Origin of the sequence: Sodalis sp. RH24 (genome assembly GCF_047324145.1) — a bacterium.
Taxonomy (GTDB): Bacteria; Pseudomonadota; Gammaproteobacteria; order Enterobacterales; family Enterobacteriaceae; genus Acerihabitans.
This window is the reverse complement of the sequence record NZ_CP178729.1, coordinates 4012016-4035319: the sequence shown is the minus strand read 5'-3', so window position 1 is coordinate 4035319 and position 23304 is coordinate 4012016. Positions and strand designations below refer to the sequence as shown.

Genomic DNA, 23304 nt, shown 5'->3' with positions numbered 1-23304 from the left:
CTACCGGGGCGCGCGGCCGGTTAAAACGACCGGCGCGCCGGGGCCGGCAAGCGGCCCGCGCCCACGATGGCGCGGCCTGGCGGAACGGGGCATCCTGCCCTCAGCACAGCTCCAGCTTAACCTCGGACTGTTCGATAATGCTCATTACGCTCGGCGGCGGCAGCTCGTCGGTAAACAGAAAATCCACCAGGGACATTTTGCCCAGGTTGACCATGGCGTTGCGGCCGAATTTGGAATGGTCGGTGACCAGCATAACGCAGCGGGAGTTGTCGATAATCGCCCGCTTGGTGCGCATTTCGTGATAATCGAACTCCAGCAGCGATCCGTCCATATCGATGCCGCTGATGCCGAGGATGCCGAAATCCAGGCGGAACTGGGAAATAAAATCCAGCGTGGCCTCGCCCATAATGCCGCCGTCGCGGGTGCGCACCTCGCCGCCGGCCAGGATCAGGCGGAAATCCTCTTTGGCGGTCAGCAGCGTGGCGACATTGAGGTTATTGGTGACCACCCGCAGGTTCTTATGGTTCAGCAAGGCATGGGCCACCGCCTCGGGGGTGGTGCCGATATCGATAAACAGCGTGGCGCCGTCCGGTATCTGACTGGCTACCCGCTGGGCGATGCGCGCTTTTTCCGCCGACCACATGATCTTGCGATCCTGGTAGGCCGTATTCACCGAACTGGACGGCAACGCCGCGCCGCCATGATGACGATGAATCTTATTGTGCTCGGCCAAATCGTTCAGATCGCGCCGGATGGTTTGCGGGCTGACCGAGAAATGCTCCACCAACTCTTCGGTACTGACATAACCCTGCCGCCGTACCAATTCAATAATGGCATCATGCCGCTGCGTTTGCTTCACGTTAAATCCTCTGCTGCCTGGACCCTATCGCCGGCGACCAATCGCATGGCGCGTATCCCAGAAAGCCATTAATAATCCGATAACCAGCCCCGCCACATGGGCGGCATTAGCCACGGCAATGCCGAAAATATCGAAATAACCGGCGATAAGCCACAGCAGGGCAAACACAATGACACCGCGAGGCATCATCAGCGGGCCGTTGGGGTTTTTCTCGCCATACCACCAGACATACCCCATCAAGGCATACACCACGCCGGAAAGACCGCCGAACAGGGCGCCGCTGAAATGGGATTGCACCAGGCCGCTGACCACCGCTGAGACCAGGGTCAATATCGCCAGGGTCGTCACGCCGCGGTATTTTTCCACCGCGCTGGCGAGATACCACCACCACACTATATTGAACAATAAATGCAGTAACGAAAAATGCAACAAAATATGGCTTACCCAGCGCCATACCTGCAGGTAGCGCGACGGACCGGCGGGAAACGCCAGCCAGTACATAACGACATCATCGCCCAGGACGTTCATTAAAATAAACACCAGGACGCAGCATAACAACACGCCGAGGGTCAGCGGCCCCGCCTGGCTGCGCAGCGCCGGCAGCCAGGCGGTGCGCTGATAATGAAACTGCCCGCGCTCGGCGCTGCCCGTGCGCCAGCTGGCCGCCTGGTAACGTGGGTGCGTCGGGTCCAGCAGAAAGATTTCCAGCGCGGCCTCTACCCGGGCCAGCTCCGCGTCATCTGCAAGCCATAGCTCGGCTATCCTGCCTTGCTGCTGCATTTCAATCGTCACGCCCTGGGTTTTCATATAGTCGATAAAAGCCTGGGCAAGGCGGGCATTGGACAGGGTCGTTACACGAATCATAGCGTGGGGCGAGTCCTTTAATCATGATGTTCGGGCGCCGGCAAGACCGGCGATATCGTGCTGGCATAGCGCTGGCATAGCGCCCGCGGCGCGATAATCAGCTGATTACTATCATAACATGTTCCCTGCGGCATCCCCCATCATGGCATCAACGGCCGCAGGGTTTTTTGCTTACGGGGAAAATGAACGGTTTTGATAAGAAGGGGAACAGTATCCGCTTGCGGGCAGGGATAATCGCGAGCGCGTCACAATCGACGCACCGGTGATTATCGCCCGCTGAAAAAAGCGGCGCCCGCGCAGGGAAACGCCGGCGCCTGGCGCGGGTCAGCCTGCCGTCGGGGTGGCGACGTCGGAGGGAAACGCTTTCTGCCAGGCATCGAAACCACCGTCTATGCTATAGGCGGCGTTAAACCCCTGTTGCAGAAGGTACTGCGCAGCGCCCTTGCTGCTGTTGCCGTGATAGCACATCACCATCACCGGACGGGTAAAGTCCGTCTGCTGCATAAACGCGCCCAGGGTTTCGTTGGTAAGGTGAACCGCCCCCGGCGCATGGCCGACGGCAAAACTCTGCGGATCGCGGATATCCACCAGAATCGCGTCGCCCTGCCGCCAGCGTTCATACGCCTGTTCCACGCTTATTGCCTCGAAGTGTTCCATCGCCTGCGTCGCCTCGCTTGTTAACGTTTTTTCCACATAGTGTAAACATAAACTGTTACCTGCGTCACGCATAGACGTTTTTTTCAGCATGGGCCTTGGCGCTGATGTTGGTTTTCGATTACAATTATGAGCGAAAACGAAAATAAAAGAACTGTAACGAGCACCTGGAGGAAGGTAACGTGGAAACCAAAGACTTGATCGTGATCGGCGGCGGCATTAACGGCGCCGGCATCGCGGCAGACGCAGCGGGGCGCGGCTTATCCGTGCTGCTGCTTGAGGCGGATGACCTGGCCTGCGCGACCTCTTCCGCCAGTTCAAAACTGATTCACGGCGGCCTGCGCTATCTCGAGCATTATGAGTTCCGCCTGGTCAGCGAAGCGCTGGCGGAACGCGAGGTGCTATTAAAGATGGCGCCGCATATCGCCTTCCCCATGCGCTTTCGTCTGCCGCACCGGCCGCATCTGCGGCCGGCCTGGATGATCCGCATCGGACTGTTTATGTACGATCATCTGGGCAAACGCACCAGCCTGCCGGCCAGTAAAGGGTTGCGTTTCGGCGCGGATTCCATCCTCAAGCCTTCCATCGTGCGCGGTTTTGAATACTCCGACTGCTGGGTGGACGATGCCCGGCTGGTGGTACTGAACGCGCAGGAAGTGGTCGCCAAGGGCGGCGAAGTGCGCACCCGCACCAAAGTAACCCGCGCCTGGCGCGAGAACGGCCTGTGGACGGTGGAAGCGCAGGATGTGATTACCGGCCAGACCCTGACCTGGCAGGCCAAGGGCCTGGCCAACGCCACCGGCCCATGGGTAAAGGAATTTATCGACGACAGCCTGAAGCTGCCCTCCCAGTATGGTATACGCTTAATCAAAGGCAGCCATATCGTGGTGCCGCGCGTGCATAACGGCCAGCACGCCTATATCCTGCAAAATGAAGACCACCGCATCGTGTTTGTCATTCCCTGGCTGGACGAGTTCTCCATCATCGGCACCACCGACGTGGAATACCACGGCGATCCGAAAGCGGTGCATATCGACGACGGCGAGACGGATTACCTGCTTAACGTCTATAACGCGCATTTCAAGAAGCCGCTCAGCCGCGCGGACATCGTCTGGTCCTATTCCGGCGTGCGTCCTCTGTGCGATGACGAGTCCGACTCGCCGCAGGCGGTGACCCGCGACTATACCCTCGCGGTCACCGACGACCACGGCAAGGCCCCCCTGCTATCGGTGTTCGGCGGCAAGCTGACCACCTACCGCAAACTGGCTGAACACGCTTTGGAAAAGCTGCATAAATATTATCCTGACGCCTACGGCGCCTGGACCAAAGGGGCGGTATTGCCGGGCGGCGATTTTAACGGCAGCCGCGACGATTATGCCGCCCAGCTGCGGCGCAAATACGCCTTTCTGACTGAAAGCCTGGCACGCCGCTACAGCCGCACCTACGGCACCCAAAGCGAGCAGATCCTGAAAGGCGCGGCCACGTTCGCCGACCTTGGCGAGCATTTCGGCCACGAATTGTACGAGGCGGAGCTGCATTACCTGGTGGAAAAAGAATGGGTGGTTACCCTTGAAGACGCCATCTGGCGCCGCACCAAACTCGGCATGTGGCTTGATGACGGCGAAAAACAGCATGTGAGCGAATGGCTGGCCCATCATGCGCGCGGCGGGAGGAAGCTGTCGCTGGCCTCCTAGGCAAGGGCGGCCGGATTCGGCCAGCGCATTTTAAGCAACAAGGCCGCGTAACGACGCGGCCTTGTTTGATCACCCGGATCGCTGTTTATCGATAAATCATGAGCGGCGCCAGGCCATAAACACGCCAACTCCGCATGTCCATTTAAACGTCAATATGAGGACATCTTGCCGCTCGCCATGCTTCGCTACAGCCGGATCGGCTTCACATGCCATATCTCATCGGCATATTCCTGGATGGTCCGGTCCGACGAGAAATAGCCCATACTGGCAATATTCATTACCGCCCGCCTTGTCCACTCCTCCGGTTGCTGATAAAGCTGGTCCACCCGATCCTGGGTATCGACATAACTGCGATAATCCGCCAGCAACTGGTAATAATCGCCGAAATTCACCAGTGTATCGAACAGATTGCGGTAGCGATTGGCCTCGCCCGGACTGAATACGCCGGTGGCGATCTGGGTCAGGGCCTGGTTAAGCTCCGCATCCTGCTCATAGAACTGGCGCGGGTTATAACCGTCGCGGCGCAGCGCTTCCACCTGCTCGGCGGTATTGCCGAAGATAAAGATGTTTTCCTCGCCCATGCGGCTGCTCATCTCGATATTGGCGCCGTCCAGGGTGCCGATGGTCAGCGCGCCGTTAAGCGCGAACTTCATATTACTGGTGCCGGAAGCTTCGGTGCCCGCCAGGGAGATCTGTTCCGATAAATCCGCCGCCGGGATAATCAGCTGCGCCAGGCTGACGCTATAGTTGGGAATAAATACCACCTTCAAGCGGTTCTTCACCTGCGGATCGCTATTAATCACCGTGGCCACATCGTTGATTAAATGGATAATCTGCTTGGCCATATGATAGGCCGAGGCCGCTTTGCCGGCAAAGATATTCACCCGCGGCACCCAGTCGGCATCGGGATCCTGTTTAATCCGGTTATAGCGGGTAATAATGTGCAGCACATTCATCAACTGGCGCTTATATTCATGGATACGCTTGATTTGCACATCAAATAACGCCGCCGGGTCGGCCACCACATTAAGCTCTTTGGCCATATAGAGAGCCAGCGTCTTTTTATTTTCCAGCTTGGCCTTTTGCACATCCTGGATAAACGCCGGGAAATCGATATGGGATTTGATTTCCTCCAGCTGGCTTAAATCGGTACGCCACATCTGGCCGATGGCGTCGTCCAGCACCGCCGACAGCGGCCGGTTCGCCAGCGCCAGCCAGCGGCGTGGCGTGACGCCGTTGGTTTTATTGCAAAACTTGTCGGGATAGATGCGCGCGAAATCGGCAAACAGCGATTGCACCATCAGGTCGGAATGCAGTTCCGATACCCCGTTGACCTTATGGCTGGCAATCACCGCCAGCCAGGCCATGCGTATCATCCGCCCGTCATGTTCATCAACGATCGACACGCGTGACAGCAGGGCGCTGTCGCCGGGAAATTGTTCCTGCACGCCGGTTAAAAAATGATCGTTGATTTCAAAGATAATCTGCAGCTGGCGCGGCAGGATCTTGCCCAGCATGTCCACCGGCCACCTTTCCAGCGCTTCGCTCATCAGGGTATGGTTGGTATAGGAGAATACCTTGCCCACCACGTCCCATGCCTGTTGCCAGGTAAATTTATGCTCGTCGATCAAAAGCCGCATCAGCTCGGGAATCGACAGCACCGGGTGGGTATCGTTGAGATGCACCGCGATTTTATCCGCCAGGTTGTCGAAGGTCTGATGCATCATCCAGTGACGGGTGAGAATATCCTGCATGGTGGCGGAGACTAAAAAGTATTCCTGGCGCAGGCGCAATTCGCGGCCTGAATAGGTGGAATCATCCGGATAGAGCACCCGGGAAACGTTTTCAGAATAGTTTTTATCTTCCACGGCGGCGAAATAATCGCCCTGGTTGAATTTGCCCAGGTTGATTTCATTGCTGGCCTGGGCGCTCCACAGCCTTAAGGTGTTGGTGGCGTCGGTATCAAAGCCGGGAATAATCTGGTCATAGGCGCAGGCCAGCACTTCCTCGGTCTCCACCCAGCGGGTTTTCGCCCCCTCCTGCTGCACGCGGCCGCCGAAGCGGACCTTATAGCGGGTGGAGTGGCGGGGAAACTCCCAGGGATTGCCGTATTCAAGCCAGTAATCCGGCGATTCCGCCTGCTGCCCGTTGATAATATTCTGCTTGAACATACCGTATTCATAACGAATGCCGTAACCCCGTCCCGGCAGCGCCAGCGTCGCCATGGAATCGAGGAAACAGGCCGCCAGCCTCCCCAGCCCGCCGTTGCCTAACCCCGGGTCGTTCTCTTCCTCCAGCAGATCGTCCAGCTCGAACCCCATATCCTCCAGGGCGGCCTTGGTATCGTCGTAAATCCCCATCGCCAGCAGCGCGTTGGACAAGGTCCGGCCGAGCAGAAACTCCATCGACAGGTAATAGACCTGGCGCACGTCCTGCGACAGTTGGGCGCGATTGGAGCGCAACCACCGCTCCACCATACGATCCCGTACCGCCAGCAGCGTGGCGTTCAGCCACTCATGCTTATTGGCGGCGGAAGGATCTTTACCGATGGTAAACATCAGCTTATAGGCAATCGAATGTTTCAGCGCTTCCACGCTGAGGGTGGGTGAAGCATAAATAAACGGAGAGTTCATGGCATTCATTCCCAATCAGTGAATATCTACAAGCGTTGATAAAGAGACTGATAAGCCCGGGCGGCGACATGCCAACTGAAATCTAAACCCATCGCCTGACGCTGGACATAACGCCACAGGGCAGGCCTTGACCATAACACAAAAGCGCGGCGGATAGCCCGTTGCAACGCGCTGGCGGTGGCATCTTCGAAAACAAAACCGCTGGCGATGCCGTCGGAGAGGTTCTCAAGCGAGCTGTCGGTCACCGTGTCCGCCAGCCCGCCGGTGCGCCGTACCAGCGGCAGGGTACCGTATTTCAGGCCGTAGAGCTGCGTCAGGCCGCAGGGCTCGAACCGGCTCGGCACCATAATCACGTCCGCGCCGCCGATAATGCGGTGGGAAAACGCCTCGTGATACCCTAACTGTACCCCCACCTGGCTGGGATATTCCGCCGCCGCCGCCAGGAACCCCTGCTGCAGGTTGGCGTCGCCGGCGCCGAGCAGCGTCAGCTGGCCGCCCTGCTCCAGCAGGTCCGGCAGGACTTCCAGCACCAGATCCAGCCCCTTTTGGCTGGTCAGGCGGCTGACCACGGCAAACAGCGGGACCTTTTCGTCCACCGTCAGGCCCATGGCGGTCTGCAGATGGCGCTTATTGTTGACTTTCGCCTCCAGCACATCACGGTTATAGCGCGTGGACAGCATGGCGTCATGGGTCGGATTCCAGATGGCATCGTCCACGCCGTTGAGGATGCCGGTCAGCCGTCCCTGGGACTGCAGCGACGCCAATAGCCCTTCCATACCGTAGCCGTAGGCCGGCTGGGTGATTTCCCGGGCGTAGGTAGGGCTGACGGTGGTGACGTGATCGGCATAGAACAGCCCGGCCTTCAGATAGGAGATCTGGCCGAAAAACTCCATGCCGTAGGTGTGGAAAAACTCATCCGGCAGGCCCAGCTCCGGCAGGTGTCGGGCGTTGAACAATCCCTGGTAAGCCAGGTTATGCACCGTAAACACCGATTTCGCCGGTCGTCCCTTGGCCGCCAGGTAAGCACAGGTCAGGCCGGCGTGCCAGTCATGGGCCTGGATGATATCCGGTTGCCAGGCCCGGTCCAGTCCGCTGGCCATTTCGGCGCCGACCCAGCCCAATAGCGCAAACCGCAGATAGTTATCCATATAGGCATACTGATCCTGGTCATGGTAAGGGCTGCCGGGGCGATCGTAAAGATCGGGGGCATCGATAAGATAGATGCCAACGCCGTTGAAACGACCATATAACAGTTTGACGCGGCGTGAAAACGCGTCGAATTCATTGACCACGCGGGTATCCGGGATACCTTTGCGCAAATCCGGAAACGCCGGCAATAAAACCCGCACGTCATCCCCTTCCACAATCTGAGCCGCGGGTAATGCCCCGACCACATCTGCCAGTCCCCCGGTTTTCAGTAGGGGAAACAGTTCAGAACACACATGTAAAACCTGCATTATCGCTCCTGTTAAGGCCTATTATTTTTTGACTGATGGCTACAGATCTTCCTAATTGACGTTGGCCAGCATCTTACGTGTTACCAGCACGATTCCTTCCTCAGAGCGATAGAATCGTCGTTCATCGTCCGCGGCGTTTTCACCGATCACCATGCCTTCCGGTATTTCGCAGGCACGATCGATAATGCACCGCCGCAATCGGCAAGAGCGTCCCACGATCACATCCGGTAAAATTACCGCGCCGTCCAGCGTGCAAAACGAATTAACGCGCACGCGGGGAAACAGTACAGAGTGCGTGACATGCGCACCGGAAAGGATGCAACCGCCGGAAACCAGTGAGTTCAGGGTCACGCCGTGGTTACCGGCGCGATCCTGAACAAATTTGGCCGGCGGCAGCGGTTCCATATGCGTGCGTATCGGCCAGTTTTGATCGTACATATCCAGTTCCGGGGTTACCGAAGCCAGATCCAGATTCGCCCGCCAGTAAGCGTCCAGCGTGCCCACGTCACGCCAGTAGGGCGGGGTTTGGTCATCGTCGGCGGAAGAGACGCACGACAGGGTGAACGGATGCGCCCAGGCTTCGCCCAGGGCGGTGATTTTCGGGATAATGTCCTTGCCGAAATCATGATTGGAGCCTTCGGTGCGCATATCCTCTTCCAGCAGGGCAAAGAGATAATCGGCATCAAAGACGTAAATACCCATGCTGGCCAGCGCCAGATCCGGGAAACCGGGCATGGCCGGCGGTTCCGGCGGTTTTTCGACAAAGTCCAGCACCCGGTATTCATCATCGACCGCCATAACGCCGAAGTCCCTGCCCTCCATGCGGGGCACAGGCAGGCAGGCCACGGTGCATTTGGCGCCTTTTTCCACATGATCGATAAGCAGGCGGGAGTAATCCATTTTATAGATATGATCACCCGCCAGGATGACGATGTATTTGGCGCGGTAGCGGCGGATGATATCCAGGTTTTGCGATACCGCGTCCGCCGTGCCGCGATACCAGTGTTCGGTGGCAAAACGCTGCTGCGCCGGCAGCAGATCGACAAATTCGTTCATCTCCTCGTTGAGGAAAGACCAGCCGCGCTGGATATGCTGCACCAGGGTATGCGACTGGTACTGGGTTATCACGCCTATCCGGCGGATACCGGAGTTCAGGCAGTTGGAGAGCGCAAAATCAATAATACGGAACTTACCGCCGAAATGAACCGCGGGCTTGGCACGCTTGGCCGTCAAATCTTTTAACCGCGAACCGCGTCCGCCCGCCAGGATCAGCGCGACGCTTTGGATCGGCAATTGTCTGGCCAGCATCACCGGGTCACTACCTTCATACCTAACCATCGCCGACTCCTTATTATTGTTTTACCAGCACATTAACCGTCCGGGCCGCCAGCGGTAAGCGGCGCTCCGGATCCGGTTGCCCTGGGCGCTGAAACGGTGCCGCCAGCGCCCATGTCCCTTCAGGTAAGGTCATTTCGCAGGCTTTTGTAGTGGCATTGATCACAAACAGGTAATCTCGTGACAGACGGATCTGCAATCGATGTTCTCCCCGCTCCCACTCCCCGGCGCTCAGCGCCTCGCCATGCTCGTTCAGCCATTCGACCGTTTGCGGGTCGCTTTCACGCCACCAGCGGTTCTGCATCAGGGCGGGAATACGCCGGCGCAGGCTGATAAGGTCGGCGGTATAACCTATCAGGCCGGCATCCGCGCGCGGCCAGTCCAGCCAGGTCAGTTCATTATCCTGGCAATAGGCGTTATTGTTGCCCTGCTGGCTATGGCCGAACTCGTCCCCCGCCAGGAGCATCGGCGTGCCCTGCGACAGCAGCAGCGTCGCCAGCAGCGCCTGCTGGCTGCGGCGGCGGCGTTCCCGGATATCCTGTCCGGCGTCGGGGCCCTCGACGCCGTGGTTGTCGCTAAGGTTATCCCAGGCGCCGTCGCGGTTATCCTCGCCGTTGGCCTGGTTGTGTTTTTCGCTGAAGCTGACCAGGTCCTGCAGGGTAAAGCCATCATGGGCGGTCAGCATATTGACCGTGGCGCAGGGTAAGCGCCCGGTCGTGTTGAACAGGTCGCTGGACGCGGCAAAACGGCGGGCAAAATCTCCCGGCGCCAGGTCGCCGCGCAGCCAGAAGCGGCGCATATCGTCGCGAAAACGGTCGTTCCATTCCGCGAACGGCGGCGGGAAAGCGCCGACCTGATAACCGCCGGGTCCGATATCCCAAGGTTCGGCGATCAGTTTGCAGCCGTTAAGCGCCGGATGCTCCTGCAGCGCGGCGAATAGCCGCGCGCTGGCGCTGAATTCCGGCGTGCGCCCCAGCACCGTGCCTAAATCAAAACGAAAGCCGTCGACATGGCACGTCTCGCGCCAGAAGCGCAGGCAGTCCAGCACCCAGGCGGTAACATCGGGATTATCGAGGCGCAGCGTATTGCCGCAGCCGGTCCAGTTTTGATAATCCCCGCGTTCGTCCAGCCAATACCAGCCGGGGTTGTCGATGCCGCGCAGCGACAGCACGGGACCGGTCAAATCCAGCTCGGCGCTGTGGTTGAACACCACGTCGAGGATGACTTCGATACCGGCCTGGTGCAGGGCGCGCACCATGGCGCGAAACTCGTCCAGCGCCGACAGATCCTGATGGCCGCAGGCATAGCCCGGCTCGACCGCATAGGGCGCCAGCACGTTGTATCCCCAGTAATTGCGCAGCCCCAGGCGTTGCAAACGCGGTTCGTCCACGTGCTGCTGCACCGGCAGCAGCTCGACTGCGGTAATGCCCAGTTGCCGCAAATACCCCGTCATCAGCGGATGGGCCAGGCCGGCATAAGTGCCGCGCAGCCCCTGCGGGATCCCGGGATGCAGCCGGGTCAGTCCGCGCACATGGGCTTCATAAATTACCGTCTCGCCCCAGGGCGTCGCGGGCGGCGTATCGTCACGCCAATCATAGCGCTCATCCACCACCACGCTTTTCGGCGCCGCCGCGGCGCTGTCGGCCCCGTCCGGCGTGTCGCCCGGGTCATACAGCGACGGATGGTCGCCGACCGCGCCGTCAAGCGCGCGGGCGCAGGGATCGATCAACAGCTTGGCCGGATTAAAGCGCAGTCCCTTTCGCGGCTCAAACGGGCCCTGTACCCGATAGCCATAACGCTGGCCGGGGCCGGCGCCCGGCAGGTAGCCGTGCCAGATATTCCCGCTGCGCGCCGTCAATGCGATTTGCCGTTCATCGCCTTTGTCGTCGAACAGGCACAACAGCACGCGCTCGGCATGGGCCGAATACAGGCTGAAGTTGACGCCTTTGCCGTCAAATCGGGCTCCCATGGGGCTGGCTGAACCTGCGGACAGCGTCTCCATTAATTCTCCCGTACCAGGAAAATCGTCGCCAGCGGTGGTACGGTCAGTAGCAGCGAATGCTCCCGGTGATGACTGGAAACAGGTTCGCTGTACAGCTCGCCGCTATTGCCCATATTGCTGCCGTTATAATAATGGGAGTCGGTATTCAGCACCTCGCGCCAACGTCCGGGGGACGGGATGCCGATGCGATAGCCGGGGCGCGGCACCGGGGTAAAGTTGCTGACCACGATCATTTCGCCGCCGCTGGCGTCGCGGCGCAGAAAAGCGAATACCGAGTTTTCGCTGTCGTCCGCCACCAGCCATTCAAAACCGTTATAGCGATAATCCACTTCATACAACGGCGCATGGGTGCGATAGCACTGGTTTAAGTCGCGCACCAGCCGCTGCACGCCGCTGTGCATGCCGTCCGGGTCGTCCAGCAGGTGCCAGTCGAGACTCATGTCGTGGTTCCATTCACGCAGCTGCGCGAACTCGTTGCCCATAAACAGCAGTTTTTTACCGGGGTGTCCCCACATAAAGCCGTAGTAGGCGCGCACATTGGCGAATTTTTGCCACATATCGCCGGGCATGCGGTTCAGGATGGAGTGTTTGCCGTGCACGACTTCATCATGGGACAGCGGCAGCACGAAATTTTCGCTGTAGGCGTATACCATGCTGAACGTCATCTGGTGATGATGGTATTTGCGGTGAACCGGATCGAGCTGCATATATTTCAGCGTGTCGTTCATCCAGCCCATATTCCATTTGTAATGGAAACCGAGGCCGCCGTTTTCCGGCGGCGCGGTCACGCCGGAAAATGAGGTGGATTCCTCGGCCACGGTAATGGCGCCGTCGCGCTGGGTGCCCACGGTATGGTTGGTATAGCGCAGGAAGGCTATCGCCTCGAGATTCTCGTTGCCGCCATAATGGTTGGGCACCCATTGCCCCGCAGGACGGCTGTAGTCGCGATAGATCATCGAGGCCACCGCATCGACGCGTAAACCGTCGATACCGTATCTTTCCAGCCAAAATAGCGCATTGCCCGCCAGGAAGTTGCGTACTTCGTTGCGACCGTAGTTGTAGATCAGCGTATTCCAGTCCTGGTGCAGCCCTTCGCGCGGGTCGGCGTACTCATACAGCGACGTGCCGTCGAATTTCGCCAGGCCAAATTCGTCGCCAGGGAAATGGCCGGGCACCCAATCGAGCAACACGTTGATGCCCGCCCGGTGGGCGGCGTCAATCAGTACCCGGAAATCCTCGGGGGTGCCGAACCGGCGGGTGGGCGCATAGATGCCGAGCGGCTGGTAGCCCCAGCTGCCGTCAAAAGGGTGCTCGTTAATCGGCAGCAGCTCAATGTGGGTAAACCCCATATACTTGACGTAATCGACCAGTTGCTCCGCCAGTTCCAGGTAACTGAGCCAGAAATTATTGTCGGCGTGACGCCGCCAGGATCCCAAATGCACTTCATAAATGGCAATCGGCTGGTTGAACGTATTGGCCGCGCTCCTGGCCGCGTCCGGCGCTATCACCGGCGGCAATCCCCGGGTCAGGGACGCGGTTTCCGGGCGCATTTGCGCCTCGAAGGCATAGGGGTCGGCCTTCAGGCGCGTTTGTCCGTGACAGTCGATGATTTCGTATTTGTACAGTTGGCCGACGGTGACGGAAGGCAGGAACAGTTCCCAAATGCCGTTTTCGCGCCGCTGGCGCATAGGATGCCGGCGGCCGTCCCAATAATTAAACTCGCCCACCACCGATACCCGCTGGGCATTGGGCGCCCAAACGGCAAAACGCATGCCCGCCACCCCGTCCAGCTCGTCCGGGTGGGCGCCGAGACGTTCATAAGGACGTAAATGGGTGCCTTCCGCCAGTAGCCAGCTGTCGATATCCTGCAAGAGCGGTCCGAAACGGTACGGGTCCTCAATGATATAAGTATGCTCATGCCAGGTGACGGCCAATTGATAGGTAAAAGGTTTTTTACGCCGGCCTAATTGCGCCATAAACAAACCGCGGTCGTCTTCACAGGTTAATTCTGTGATCTTGCGCCCATTTTTTTTATCAATAAGCGTTACCGCACTGGCATCCGGTAATAACGCGCGCACCACCAGCCCTTCGCTGGTCTGATGCATGCCTAATAATGAAAACGGATCGGCATACCGGCCGGAAACCAAAGCTGTAATGACCTCATGGTCGGGAAATCCTGACATGGTGTTATTCCTTTCATTACTCCATGAAATAAAACAATATTTCCAAAAAATTATCCGATGCTTACACCACCCCCATGGTTTCCCTAAGGCACGGGCGCCCGCGACGGCGGGACCGGCGCGGGTGCATAAAACGGTGCAGAGATTCGGGGTAGTATTGATTACATCTTATGCGCAATCATAGATCTCACAATAATAAGCATAGACAAAGGTTTAAAAGAAAGAATAACCTTAGCTGATGAAAATTTTAATTATCTAATAAGCTATTGAAATACTTTGAGTTAGAAAAAAAGATTCTTATATTAATCAGAGAAATATGAAATAGTGTCTTTGCACAAAAGTTAAAAAAGTGAAATTTTGTCGCTCACTTATTTTTAACTTTGCTCAAGCGGCGCAAGGAAATAGGGGAGGCAATCGCGGCCCATCCGTCGCGAAACGGACGGGCTTTGTCGGCAGGGTCGTATCAGGTCAGGCCAGTAAGCGCAGCATGCGCCGCAATGGTTCCGCCGCACCCCATAACAATTGATCGCCCACGGTAAACGCCGACAGATATTCCGGCCCCATGTTCAGTTTACGCAACCGCCCGACCGGCGTTTTCAGGGTGCCGGTGACGGCGGCCGGCGTTAATTCCCGCATCGACAGCTCGCGATCGTTGGGCACCACATGCACCCAGTCATTATGGGTGGCAAGGATTTGCTCGATTTCCGGCAGGCCGACATCGCGTTTAAGCTTAATAGTAAACGCCTGGCTGTGGCAGCGCAGCGCGCCGACGCGCACGCACAGGCCATCCACCGGAATGACCCGGCGGGTATTGAGGATCTTATTGGTTTCAGCCTGGCCCTTCCACTCTTCACGGCTCTGGCCGTTGTCCAGCTGTTTGTCGATCCAGGGGATCAGGCTGCCGGCCAGCGGCACGCCGAAGTTATCGACAGGCAGGGTGCCGCTGCGGGTTAGCGTCGTCACTTTACGCTCGATATCCAGAATGGCCGAGGCCGGATCCTGCAACTCTTTCGCCACTTCATTATACAACTGGCCCATTTGCGCCAGCAGCTCGCGCATATGGCGCGCCCCGCCGCCGGAAGCGGCCTGGTAGGTGGCGACGGACACCCAGTCCACCAAATCCTGGGCGAACAGGCCGCCAAGCGACATCAACATCAGACTCACGGTGCAGTTGCCGCCGACAAAGGCCTTGACGCCATCGTTCAGGCCCTGCTGGATCACCGCCTGGTTTACCGGGTCAAGAATGATAATGGCGTCATCCTGCATACGCAGCGAGGACGCCGCGTCGATCCAGTATCCCTGCCAGCCGATTTCCTTAAGCTTAGGGTAGATTTCGTTGGTATAATCGCCGCCCTGGCAGGTGACGATAATATCCAGGGCGCTCAGGGCGTCCAGGGAATAGGCATCCTGCAACGTCCCTTGCTGCCCGCCGAATACCGGCGCGGCCTGGCCTGGCTGGGAAGTTGAGAAGAATACCGGACGGATGGCGTCAAAATCGCGTTCTTCGTTCATGCGTTGCATGAGCACCGAACCGACCATACCGCGCCAGCCAATAAAACCAACGTTTTTCATGTTAACTGTCCTGCCTTGGAGGGTGACAAAGGATATTCTGGCGTCAGCCGCGGCAAAAACACGCCGGCTATACAATGACCACCTTACAAAATGTGGCCGAACAGCTGCAAGCGAAATTAATCGATAAGGAAAAGTTTTTCAGCAGTGACGCTAATAATCATCCCGGCTGGAGGAGTCAGGGGAAAAAACGGAAAAAAAAGAGGCAAAAATGACTGAAATGATTTCGGCAACCGTATTGCTGTTTTTAATAATGGATCCGCTGGGCAATTTACCGATTTTTATGTCGGTATTAAAACACCTTGAACCGAAACGGCGCCGCGCGATCGTGATCCGCGAGCTGTTAATCGCATTATTGCTGATGCTGCTGTTTTTGTTTGCCGGTGAAAAGATCCTCTCTTTTCTTAACCTGCGTTCGGAAACCGTGTCTATCTCCGGCGGCATCATTATGTTCCTGATTGCCATTAAAATGATTTTCCCGTCGCAAGAGGGCAACAGCAGCGGATTGCCGGCCGGCGAAGAGCCGTTCCTGGTGCCGCTGGCCATTCCGCTGGTGGCCGGGCCCTCGATTCTGGCCACCCTGATGCTGTTATCCCACCAGTATCCGCACCAGATTAATCATCTGGTGGTGGCATTGCTGATAGCCTGGGGCATGTCGGTGTTTATCCTGATGCAATCGTCGCTGTTTATACGGCTGCTGGGCGACAAAGGCGTCAACGCATTGGAAAGATTGATGGGGTTGCTGCTGGTGATGCTGTCCACGCAAATGTTCCTGGACGGCGTGCGGGTCTATTTGCGCAGTTGACGACGTGGCCGTCAGCATAAAAACAGGGGCGCGTGATGCGCCCCTGCGATTGCTGATATCCCCCGCAGCGGCATGCCGCGGGCGGTATGGGTTAAGAAATGGCCATATTCATCAGCAGGCAACCTATCAGGCCGCAGACCGAAATAATGGTTTCCAGCGCCGACCAGGATTTGATGGTTTCCAGAATGGTCAGGTTGAAATATTCCTTGAACAGCCAGAAGCCCGGATCGTTGACGTGGGAGAAAATGACGCTGCCGGACCCGACGGCGATGACCATCAGTTCGGGGCTGGCGCCGGTGGTGGCGATCAGCGGCGCGGCGATGCCGCCGGCGGTGATGGCGGCGACCGTGGCGGAGCCGAGGGCGACACGCAGTACGGCGGCAATGCTCCAGGCCAGCAGTAACGGCGAAATGGTGCTGCCTTCCATCAGCGAGGCAATATAAGTACCGACGCCGCTATCCACCAGAACCTGCTTGAATGCGCCGCCACCGCCGATAATCAGCAGGATCATGGCGATAATCTTGATGGAATCGCTGATGGTGTCCATAACCTGCTGCACGCTGCGGCCACGGTTGATGCCGAAGGTGAAGATGGCGATAAGCACCGAAATCAGGGTTGCCATGATCGGATCGCCAAAGAATTCGGCGTAAGGCAGGATGGGATGCCCGGCGGGCAGTGCCATCTCAGCCACGGCGCGCAGCGCCATCAGCACCACGGGGACCAGCGCGGTCCAGACGCTGACCGCGAAGCTCGGCATTTCCTGTTCGGTAAAGATTTTCGGATTGTACAGACCTTCAGGCACCGGCTTATCGATCCCTTTCAGGAACCGGCTGTAGACCGGCCCGGCCAGGATCACCGTGGGCACCGCCAAAATGGCGCCGTACAGCAAGGTCTTGCCCATATCCGCATGGAAAATGGTGGCGATGGCGGTCGGCCCCGGATGCGGCGGCAGGAAACCATGGGTTACCGATAGCGCGGCCGCCATCGGTACGCCGACATACAGCAGCGGAATGCGCGCCGTCGCGGCCAGGCTGAACACCAGCGGCAGCATCAGGACAAAGCCGATCTCATAAAACAGGGCAAAACCCACGGTAAAACCGGTGACCACCACGGCCCACTGGATATTCTGCTTGCCGAATTTATCGATAAGGGTAGTGGCGATACGCTGCGCGCCGCCACAATCCGCCAGCAGCTTACCCAGCATGGCGCCAAAACCGATAATCAGCGCCAGGCTGCCCAAGGTGCCGCCGACACCGTTCTTGATGGATACCAATACCTTGCTGACCGGCATTCCCTCAAGCACGCCGACAATCAGCGCCACCAGAATTAAAGCGATAAAACCATTCAGTTTAAAACGAATCATCAGCAACAGCAGCAACGCCACGCCGATAGCAACGATAAAGAGCGGCATAAAAAGTCCTCAATGGCTTTTTTCCCGGCAAGGATTTGGAATACCTTGCCTTCGAGTAGTTATGCATTTGGGTTAGTGATGTGCAAGTCGGGGATATTCCCCGGCCAACCGTAAGAGCATAGTGTGTATCGTGATGTTACCGGTATCATGATACGGGTAACATCACGATAAGGAATCCACCTGCGGGACAAAATTAACGTTTTGGGAGGTAGATCATAATTATGATGAGATAAAATGACGTAACGATGAACTTCACGGCGCGCGGGGAGAGGTTAAGGCGGAAATTCAGATGCTGTCCCCTGGCAATAAGGTAAAACCGACGTCCGTTTTTAGCGGATCAACCGTTTCGCCGCGCAGGCGGGCCAGGAGCTTTTCGGCGCTCAGGCGGCCCATTTCCTCACGGGGCGTGAGCACGCTGGCGAGCCGCGGCTGCATCGCCTGGCCGACATCGTGACCGTGGAAGCCGGCGATAGCCATATCCTCGGGGATACGCAGCCCCTGGCGCTGGCATTCAAATACCGCGCCGATGGCCAGGTCATCGTTAGTGCAAACGATACTGTCCATGACGGGATATTCACGCTGGGCCTGGCGTAACAGCTCGGCGCCGGTGGAGTAAGAGGACGATTCGGTAATCATGACGCTGTGGGCCCGTAGTCCCTGCTCCGCCATCGCCTGCTCATAACCCCGCTGCTTAATGATGGTGCGCTCATCGAGGCGTGCGCCGAAATACACCACATGCCGGTGCCCGCGCGCAATGATATGCAGGGTCATTTGCCGCGCCGCCTCGAAGTTGTCGAAGCCCACCGCGATATCCAGGCAAGGGGAAACGCTGTCCATGATTTCCACCACCGGGATGCCGGCCACTTCGATCATCTTCAGGGTGCGCGGCGTGTGGGTGCGCTCGGCTAGGATCAGGCCGTCGATGTTATAGCTCAGCAGCGAGGTCAGGCGTAATTCTTCGGTTTCAGGCTGGTAGCCGTAGTGGGCCAGCATGGTCTGGTAGCCGTGGGCGTCGGTGACTGTTTCGATGCCGCGCAGCACTTCGGCGAATACCTGGTTGGTCAGGGAAGGCAGCAGCACGCCGATAGCCCGGCTGGTGGCATTGGAAAGGATATCCGGCGCCCGGTTGGGAATGTAACCCAATTCATCCAGGGAATGGGCTATTTTCAGCTGCAATGCCTCCGATACCAGCGCCGGATTGCGCAAATAGCGGCTGACCGTCATTTTAGTGACGCCGACTTTATCGGCAACGTCCTGAAGTCCCGGTCTTTTTTTCTTGATTGGCGACATGACAGCTCCTACCTGGAATGGACGGAGTTTAGCAAAAAAAAGACGCGGCGAGTATGTTTATCCGGCGGCGCAGTCCCCAGGCATAAAAAAGCGGGCCGTGGCCCGCTTCAGACTGCCGACAAACTCGCCCATAAGCGTGAAGCGGGTATGTTGGGCATGGAGAGTAACGCGTAGCGCGCCAGGGATGACGCGCCCGAGCCTACATGGACGTATTTACGGCGTCATTACGAGCTTGTCCGGCATACCTGCTGGCAAGGTTTGGTCATTCAATTCAAGCGGGCCGTGGCCCGCTTGCTGTCACTCATGCGCTATCACACCGGCGGCAGGTCGAATACCAGGATTTCGCTGTCCGGCCCCGCCTTGAGGGTCAGTACGGTTTCGTCCCAAACGGCGAGCGCATCGCTGGCGCCGGCCCGCTGGCCGTTGATATCCAGTTCACCGCGCACCACCTGGATCCAGACACGCCGTCCCGGCGCCACGTCCAGCGTTTCCTGCTGGCCGGCGGGCAACGCCCAGCGCGACAGGGTCATATCCTGGAACACCTTCAGCGAACCCTCGCGCGCATCCGGCGAGAGCACCAGTTGACGGCCCTGCGGGGCGTCAAAACGGCGCTGCTCATAACGCGGCGTCAGGCCGGTTTGCTGCGGGATAATCCAGATTTGGTATAAATGCAGCGCCTTATCGTCACGTCCGTTATATTCGGAATGGCGTATCCCGGTGCCGGCGCTCATGATCTGGAATTCCCCGGCATGGATTTGTTCTTTATTACCCATGCTGTCCTGATGTTCCACCGTACCGTCCAGCACATAGGTCAGAATTTCCATATCCTTATGGGGATGGGTACCGAAACCCTGGCCTTGCGCGATGCGGTCTTCGTTAATCACCCGCAGCGCGGAAAAACCCATGAATTTGGCGTCATAATAGTCGGCAAAAGAAAAGGTATGCCAGCTGTCGAGCCACCCATGGTTAGCATGACCGCGATCGTTTGCTGCTCTTAAGTAAATCATGTTCAACTCTCCTCAACGTTTTTTTCTAGTCTAGACTTACGTCGGGAATATAAAAGGGTAAAAATCTCATCGCTCTATTCAAAAAAACTGAACATAGGGTCTGGCCGAATTCAGCGGTGTTGCGCATGGGGGACGGCGGGAATACCGATAAAAAAGCCGGCGTCAGGGCCGGCTTAGAAACGACTGGAGGCAATGTTCACAAAAACATGTTGCGCAGAAAGCGCGGCACCGATTCATCGGCGTTGGTGCCGATGATCTCCAGCTCCGGCAGCAGATCTTTCAGGCGCTGCTGCGAATTTTTCATGATGCAGCCCTTGCCGGCCATGGCAAGCATTTCTTTATCATTCATGCCGTCGCCAAACGAAATACAGTCGGATAAGGCAAACCCCAGCGTTTTCGCCACCTGATCCAACGCATGCCCCTTGGAGACGCCGCCGGCCATCACTTCCAGGCATACCGGCAACGAAAAACTGACGTTGACCCGATCTCCCCAACGCGCATTCAGCGCATTTTCCAGCGCCACCAGCCGTTCATGGTTGTCGCTGGTGTAATACACCTTGCAGATACCGTCGGTAGGCAGCATCCCCGGTTCGAACAGTTGGTAGTTAAATTCGGACTCGCGGAAAAAGTCCTGTTGATCTAACCGGTTACGATTCATATACCAGTCATCGCGGCGATAGACGTTGGTGAGGATTTCCGGATCGTCGTGCACCAGGCCGAACAGATCGGCGGCGATATCTTCGTCCACGTCATGGGCAAAAATCATCTCGCCGTCAGGACTATGTACCCGCGCGCCGTTGGAGGTGATCATATAGGCTGAAATACCGAGGCCGTCGCGAATTTGGGAAACATCAATATGATGACGGCCGGTGGCAAAGACAAAGTTGATGCCCCGGGCGGTCAGCAGTTGCAAGGTTTCCTTAGTGTAAGGTTTGAGAGTATGGTCCGGCGCAAGCAGGGTACCGTCAAGATCGGAAGCAACAACGTAATACATAAGCCTTTATTAAACCTCTGGTGTTATCGGCGATTGATCACCGCCGGGAATAAAGTGATCGCGGCCAAAAAACGCGACAATTTTCTCCAGCGCCTCGGCGCGCAGGCTGTCTTTTTCAAACAGGATTTCATGTCTGGCGCCTTCGATCCTGACCGGTTTATTTTCCGCGCACGGATGTCCCGCCGCCGCCATGGCCTGGCAAAAAATATCGTGGCTGCGGTTATCGACAATCCGGTCTTCCCCGGCCTGCAGCAGCAATACCGGGGTGGTGATGGCGGCGGCCTTGGCCAGCACGTCATGACCCGCCAACACCCCTTCCCTGACCCAATGATAGGTCGGTCCGCCGACCCGCAATTCAGGATCGTCGGCGTAAAAACGCAAACTGCGCCGATAGCGCTGGCCGCTGTGCGTCAGCATATTGAGCATAAACGGCATGGGCCGCCACTGACCGGTGCCGATGGCATAATAATCGCGCATGGCCGGGCGCTGCTCGGTCCACTCCAGGATTTGCCAGGCCAGCCAGTGCGGCATCGGCAGGCGGATGCCGAACATGGGCGCGCAGAGCACCGCGGCGTCGCAGGCGTCCGGCATGGCCGCCAGAAACAGGGCCAGAATCGCCCCGCCCATGGAATGCGCCAGGGCAAAACGGCGTTTATAGCGCCCGGGAGCCACATACTGCTGCCAGAACTGGGTAAAATCGCTGACGTAATCGCCAAACTGCAGCACATGCCCGCGGTGGGTATCTTCGAGCAGGCGGCCGGAACGCCCCTGGCCGCGGTGATCGATAATCATCACGTCGTAGCCGCAGTGAAAAAGATCGTAGGCCACCTCAGGGTATTTGACGTAGCTTTCAATACGCCCGGTGCTGATGACGATGACTTTATCGTGCCGGGGCGAGCGCAGTCGGACAAAGCGAATCGGCATGCCCTGCGCCCCGACAAACTCGCCCTCTTCCCGTTGATGCCAGAAATCCAGTAACGGACCGGTGGAAAAGGCGGCAAACTGTTGTTCGCGGTTTAACCATTTTTTTTTATGTACCGACACCACCTGCGCTACTCCTGGCACTGGCAAAACACGGGGCAGTTGAGACTGTCCTGCGCGCTGGAAAATCATTGCCGTCCTGGCGGGGAAAAGGCTACTCTACCCTATCGACATAGTGTGACATAAAAATAACATTTCAGGGAGCGCAATTAATGACCTGGGACTGGTGGCTGACCTATCTGCTCACGACCACCCTGTTGAGCCTGTCGCCCGGCTCAGGGGCGATTAACACCATGAGCACCGGCATCACCCACGGTTATCGCGGCGCGGCGGCGTCCATCGCCGGCCTGCAGGTCGGGCTGGCCACGCATATCGTACTGGTGGGCATCGGGTTGGGGGCATTGTTCGCCCATTCGCTGTTGGCGTTTGAAATCCTGAAATGGCTGGGGGTCGCTTACCTGGTCTGGCTCGGCATCCAGCAATGGCGCGCCGCCGGCAGTTTCAGCCTGGACGTCGCGGGGGCCGCCCTGCTGTCCAGACGCCGGTTATTTCAACGGGCGGTTTTCGTTAACCTGACCAACCCGAAAAGCATCGTCTTCCTGGCCGCGCTGTTCCCGCAGTTCGTGCTGCCGCACCAACCGCAGGCATCCCAATACCTGGTGCTCGGCGTCACCACCCTGGCGGTGGATACTATCGTGATGATTGGCTACGCGACCCTGGCGACCCGCCTGGCGCATTGGCTTAAGGGGCCGCGCCAGCTGCGGCGTCTTAACCGCACCTTCGGGTCGCTGTTTATCATGGTCGGCGCGCTGCTGGCTAGCGCGAAATAATCAGGCTGATGCCGAAGCCGGCAAAAAACACGCCCGCCACGCCGTCAATCCAGCGCGCCAGGCGCTGGTAGCCGCGGCGCATGGCCGGTAAGGCAAACACCACCGCCACGATGCTGAACCACATCAGGGTTTCGGCGATGATCAGGATAAATAAGCCCCAGCGCGCCCCGGCCGGCACATTATCGCCGACAAACAGGGAGAACACGCTGCCGAAATAGATCACCGCCTTGGGATTAGCCAGATTGGTCAGCAGGCCGCGCACAAAGGTGCGGCCTGAACGCGGTAACGCGGCGGCCGGATGGCCGTCCATCTGCGGCGCGGCCGGACGCCGGGCCGCGCGCAGCAGTTGCCACCCCATCCAGCACAGGTAAAGCCCGCCGCCGACGGTGATAAGGCTGTGTAGCCACTTCATCTTCATCAGCAGCAGGTGCAGGCCCATCAGCGCCACGGCGGCCCATACCGCCACGCCCAGGCTAATGCCCAGCACGCCCATCATGGCGTCGCGGCGCGAACGGCTGGCCGCGGTCTGGGAGATAAAGAAAAAATCCGGACCCGGGCTCATCAGGGCAATCAAATGCACCATGGCCACGGTAACAAATAAAATTAACATCAGTGGACGCTCCTGGTAACGGTTGCCGCCCCGGCAACCGGTTTACGGCTTGCATAAAACCCTTGGCTAACGCTGGTCCCGCTTCACCCCGGCCGCCGCGCCGGACGCGGATAACGGCATACGGCTGTG

General features: G+C 58.1%; 19 protein-coding genes. 4 read left to right on the top strand and 15 right to left on the bottom strand.

From position 1 onward, the window contains the following. Positions 1-100 precede the first annotated feature (100 nt). From ACL2XG_RS18185 to glpE, 3 genes are all read right to left on the bottom strand, one after another. Positions 101-859 (bottom strand): DeoR/GlpR family transcriptional regulator, encoded by a 759-nt coding sequence (locus ACL2XG_RS18185; RefSeq protein ID WP_410013206.1) that lies wholly within the window; start codon positions 857-859, stop codon positions 101-103. 24 nt (positions 860-883) lie between these two features. After that, positions 884-1723 (bottom strand): rhomboid family intramembrane serine protease GlpG, encoded by an 840-nt coding sequence (glpG, locus tag ACL2XG_RS18180; RefSeq protein WP_410013205.1) that lies wholly within the window; start codon positions 1721-1723, stop codon positions 884-886. 324 nt (positions 1724-2047) lie between these two features. Then, on the bottom strand, positions 2048-2380 hold the full coding sequence (gene glpE, locus ACL2XG_RS18175; RefSeq protein WP_410016707.1) for a thiosulfate sulfurtransferase GlpE: 333 nt from the start codon (positions 2378-2380) through the stop codon (positions 2048-2050). A gap of 179 nt (positions 2381-2559) precedes the next feature. Here glpE and glpD point away from each other — a divergent pair, with 179 nt between their 5' ends. Further along, positions 2560-4071 (top strand): glycerol-3-phosphate dehydrogenase, encoded by a 1512-nt coding sequence (gene glpD / locus ACL2XG_RS18170; RefSeq protein WP_410013204.1) that lies wholly within the window; start codon positions 2560-2562, stop codon positions 4069-4071. A 185-nt stretch (positions 4072-4256) separates the two neighbouring features. Here the strand turns inward: glpD and glgP are convergent, their stop codons facing one another. From glgP to asd, 6 genes are all read right to left on the bottom strand, one after another. Then, the gene (gene glgP, locus ACL2XG_RS18165; protein ID WP_413721585.1) at positions 4257-6704 is read right to left on the bottom strand and encodes a glycogen phosphorylase; all 2448 of its coding nucleotides are present in this window, start codon (positions 6702-6704) and stop codon (positions 4257-4259) included. Between the two features lie 26 nt (positions 6705-6730). Then, the gene (gene glgA / locus ACL2XG_RS18160; protein WP_410013202.1) at positions 6731-8161 is read right to left on the bottom strand and encodes a glycogen synthase GlgA; all 1431 of its coding nucleotides are present in this window, start codon (positions 8159-8161) and stop codon (positions 6731-6733) included. A 51-nt stretch (positions 8162-8212) separates the two neighbouring features. Continuing rightward, entirely contained in the window at positions 8213-9499 is a 1287-nt protein-coding gene (gene glgC, locus ACL2XG_RS18155) for a glucose-1-phosphate adenylyltransferase (protein WP_410013201.1), read from the bottom strand. Between the two features lie 13 nt (positions 9500-9512). Continuing rightward, positions 9513-11498 carry a glycogen debranching protein GlgX gene (glgX, locus tag ACL2XG_RS18150; protein ID WP_413721586.1) on the bottom strand — a complete coding sequence of 662 codons (1986 nt, stop codon included), beginning with the start codon at positions 11496-11498 and terminating at the stop codon, positions 9513-9515. Further along, positions 11498-13681 (bottom strand): 1,4-alpha-glucan branching enzyme, encoded by a 2184-nt coding sequence (gene glgB, locus ACL2XG_RS18145; RefSeq protein WP_413721587.1) that lies wholly within the window; start codon positions 13679-13681, stop codon positions 11498-11500. The genes glgX and glgB overlap by 1 nt, the downstream gene beginning before the upstream one ends. Before the next feature lie 465 nt (positions 13682-14146). Further along, positions 14147-15250 carry an aspartate-semialdehyde dehydrogenase gene (gene asd / locus ACL2XG_RS18140; RefSeq protein ID WP_410013198.1) on the bottom strand — a complete coding sequence of 368 codons (1104 nt, stop codon included), beginning with the start codon at positions 15248-15250 and terminating at the stop codon, positions 14147-14149. Positions 15251-15324: 74 nt separating this feature from the next. Here asd and ACL2XG_RS18135 point away from each other — a divergent pair, with 74 nt between their 5' ends. Together ACL2XG_RS18135 and ACL2XG_RS18130 are read left to right on the top strand one after the other, a co-directional pair. Then, complete coding sequence (locus tag ACL2XG_RS18135) at positions 15325-15462, top strand: hypothetical protein (RefSeq protein ID WP_410013197.1); 138 nt, start codon at positions 15325-15327, stop codon at positions 15460-15462. Further along, entirely contained in the window at positions 15459-16052 is a 594-nt protein-coding gene (locus tag ACL2XG_RS18130) for a YhgN family NAAT transporter (RefSeq protein ID WP_410013196.1), read from the top strand. Before ACL2XG_RS18135 ends, ACL2XG_RS18130 begins: the two co-directional genes overlap by 4 nt. Positions 16053-16143: 91 nt before the next feature. On the opposite strand, the gene gntT is transcribed toward ACL2XG_RS18130, so the two are convergent. The 5 genes from gntT to pldB form a co-directional block, all read right to left on the bottom strand. Further along, positions 16144-17463 carry a gluconate transporter gene (gene gntT / locus ACL2XG_RS18125; protein WP_413721588.1) on the bottom strand — a complete coding sequence of 440 codons (1320 nt, stop codon included), beginning with the start codon at positions 17461-17463 and terminating at the stop codon, positions 16144-16146. A gap of 285 nt (positions 17464-17748) precedes the next feature. Continuing rightward, positions 17749-18744 (bottom strand): gluconate operon transcriptional repressor GntR, encoded by a 996-nt coding sequence (gene gntR, locus ACL2XG_RS18120; protein WP_410016706.1) that lies wholly within the window; start codon positions 18742-18744, stop codon positions 17749-17751. Between the two features lie 320 nt (positions 18745-19064). Then, a complete protein-coding gene (locus ACL2XG_RS18115; RefSeq protein WP_410013194.1) occupies positions 19065-19760 on the bottom strand; it encodes a pirin family protein in 696 nt (231 codons plus the stop codon). 196 nt (positions 19761-19956) lie between these two features. Further along, the gene (yigL, locus tag ACL2XG_RS18110) at positions 19957-20754 is read right to left on the bottom strand and encodes a sugar/pyridoxal phosphate phosphatase YigL (RefSeq protein ID WP_413721589.1); all 798 of its coding nucleotides are present in this window, start codon (positions 20752-20754) and stop codon (positions 19957-19959) included. A 9-nt stretch (positions 20755-20763) separates the two neighbouring features. Further along, complete coding sequence (pldB, locus tag ACL2XG_RS18105) at positions 20764-21798, bottom strand: lysophospholipase L2 (RefSeq protein WP_413721590.1); 1035 nt, start codon at positions 21796-21798, stop codon at positions 20764-20766. 149 nt (positions 21799-21947) lie between these two features. Between pldB and rhtB the strand changes: the two genes are divergently transcribed. Continuing rightward, positions 21948-22565 (top strand): homoserine/homoserine lactone efflux protein, encoded by a 618-nt coding sequence (gene rhtB / locus ACL2XG_RS18100; protein WP_413721591.1) that lies wholly within the window; start codon positions 21948-21950, stop codon positions 22563-22565. Here the strand turns inward: rhtB and rhtC are convergent. Further along, complete coding sequence (gene rhtC, locus ACL2XG_RS18095; protein ID WP_413721592.1) at positions 22552-23175, bottom strand: threonine export protein RhtC; 624 nt, start codon at positions 23173-23175, stop codon at positions 22552-22554. The genes rhtB and rhtC overlap by 14 nt on opposite strands. Positions 23176-23304 lie beyond the last annotated feature (129 nt).

Coding starts and splice junctions, on each gene's coding strand:
- glpG (WP_410013205.1), bottom strand. CDS start 1,723: ATGATTCGTGTAACGACCCTGTCCAATGCCCGCCTTGCCCAGGCTTTT.
- glpE (WP_410016707.1), bottom strand. CDS start 2,380: ATGGAACACTTCGAGGCAATAAGCGTGGAACAGGCGTATGAACGCTGG.
- glgP (WP_413721585.1), bottom strand. CDS start 6,704: ATGAACTCTCCGTTTATTTATGCTTCACCCACCCTCAGCGTGGAAGCG.
- glgA (WP_410013202.1), bottom strand. CDS start 8,161: ATGCAGGTTTTACATGTGTGTTCTGAACTGTTTCCCCTACTGAAAACC.
- glgC (WP_410013201.1), bottom strand. CDS start 9,499: ATGGTTAGGTATGAAGGTAGTGACCCGGTGATGCTGGCCAGACAATTG.
- glgX (WP_413721586.1), bottom strand. CDS start 11,498: ATGGAGACGCTGTCCGCAGGTTCAGCCAGCCCCATGGGAGCCCGATTT.
- glgB (WP_413721587.1), bottom strand. CDS start 13,681: ATGTCAGGATTTCCCGACCATGAGGTCATTACAGCTTTGGTTTCCGGC.
- asd (WP_410013198.1), bottom strand. CDS start 15,250: ATGAAAAACGTTGGTTTTATTGGCTGGCGCGGTATGGTCGGTTCGGTG.
- ACL2XG_RS18135 (WP_410013197.1), top strand. CDS start 15,325: ATGACCACCTTACAAAATGTGGCCGAACAGCTGCAAGCGAAATTAATC.
- ACL2XG_RS18130 (WP_410013196.1), top strand. CDS start 15,459: ATGACTGAAATGATTTCGGCAACCGTATTGCTGTTTTTAATAATGGAT.
- gntT (WP_413721588.1), bottom strand. CDS start 17,463: ATGCCGCTCTTTATCGTTGCTATCGGCGTGGCGTTGCTGCTGTTGCTG.
- ACL2XG_RS18115 (WP_410013194.1), bottom strand. CDS start 19,760: ATGATTTACTTAAGAGCAGCAAACGATCGCGGTCATGCTAACCATGGG.
- yigL (WP_413721589.1), bottom strand. CDS start 20,754: ATGTATTACGTTGTTGCTTCCGATCTTGACGGTACCCTGCTTGCGCCG.
- rhtB (WP_413721591.1), top strand. CDS start 21,948: ATGACCTGGGACTGGTGGCTGACCTATCTGCTCACGACCACCCTGTTG.
- rhtC (WP_413721592.1), bottom strand. CDS start 23,175: ATGTTAATTTTATTTGTTACCGTGGCCATGGTGCATTTGATTGCCCTG.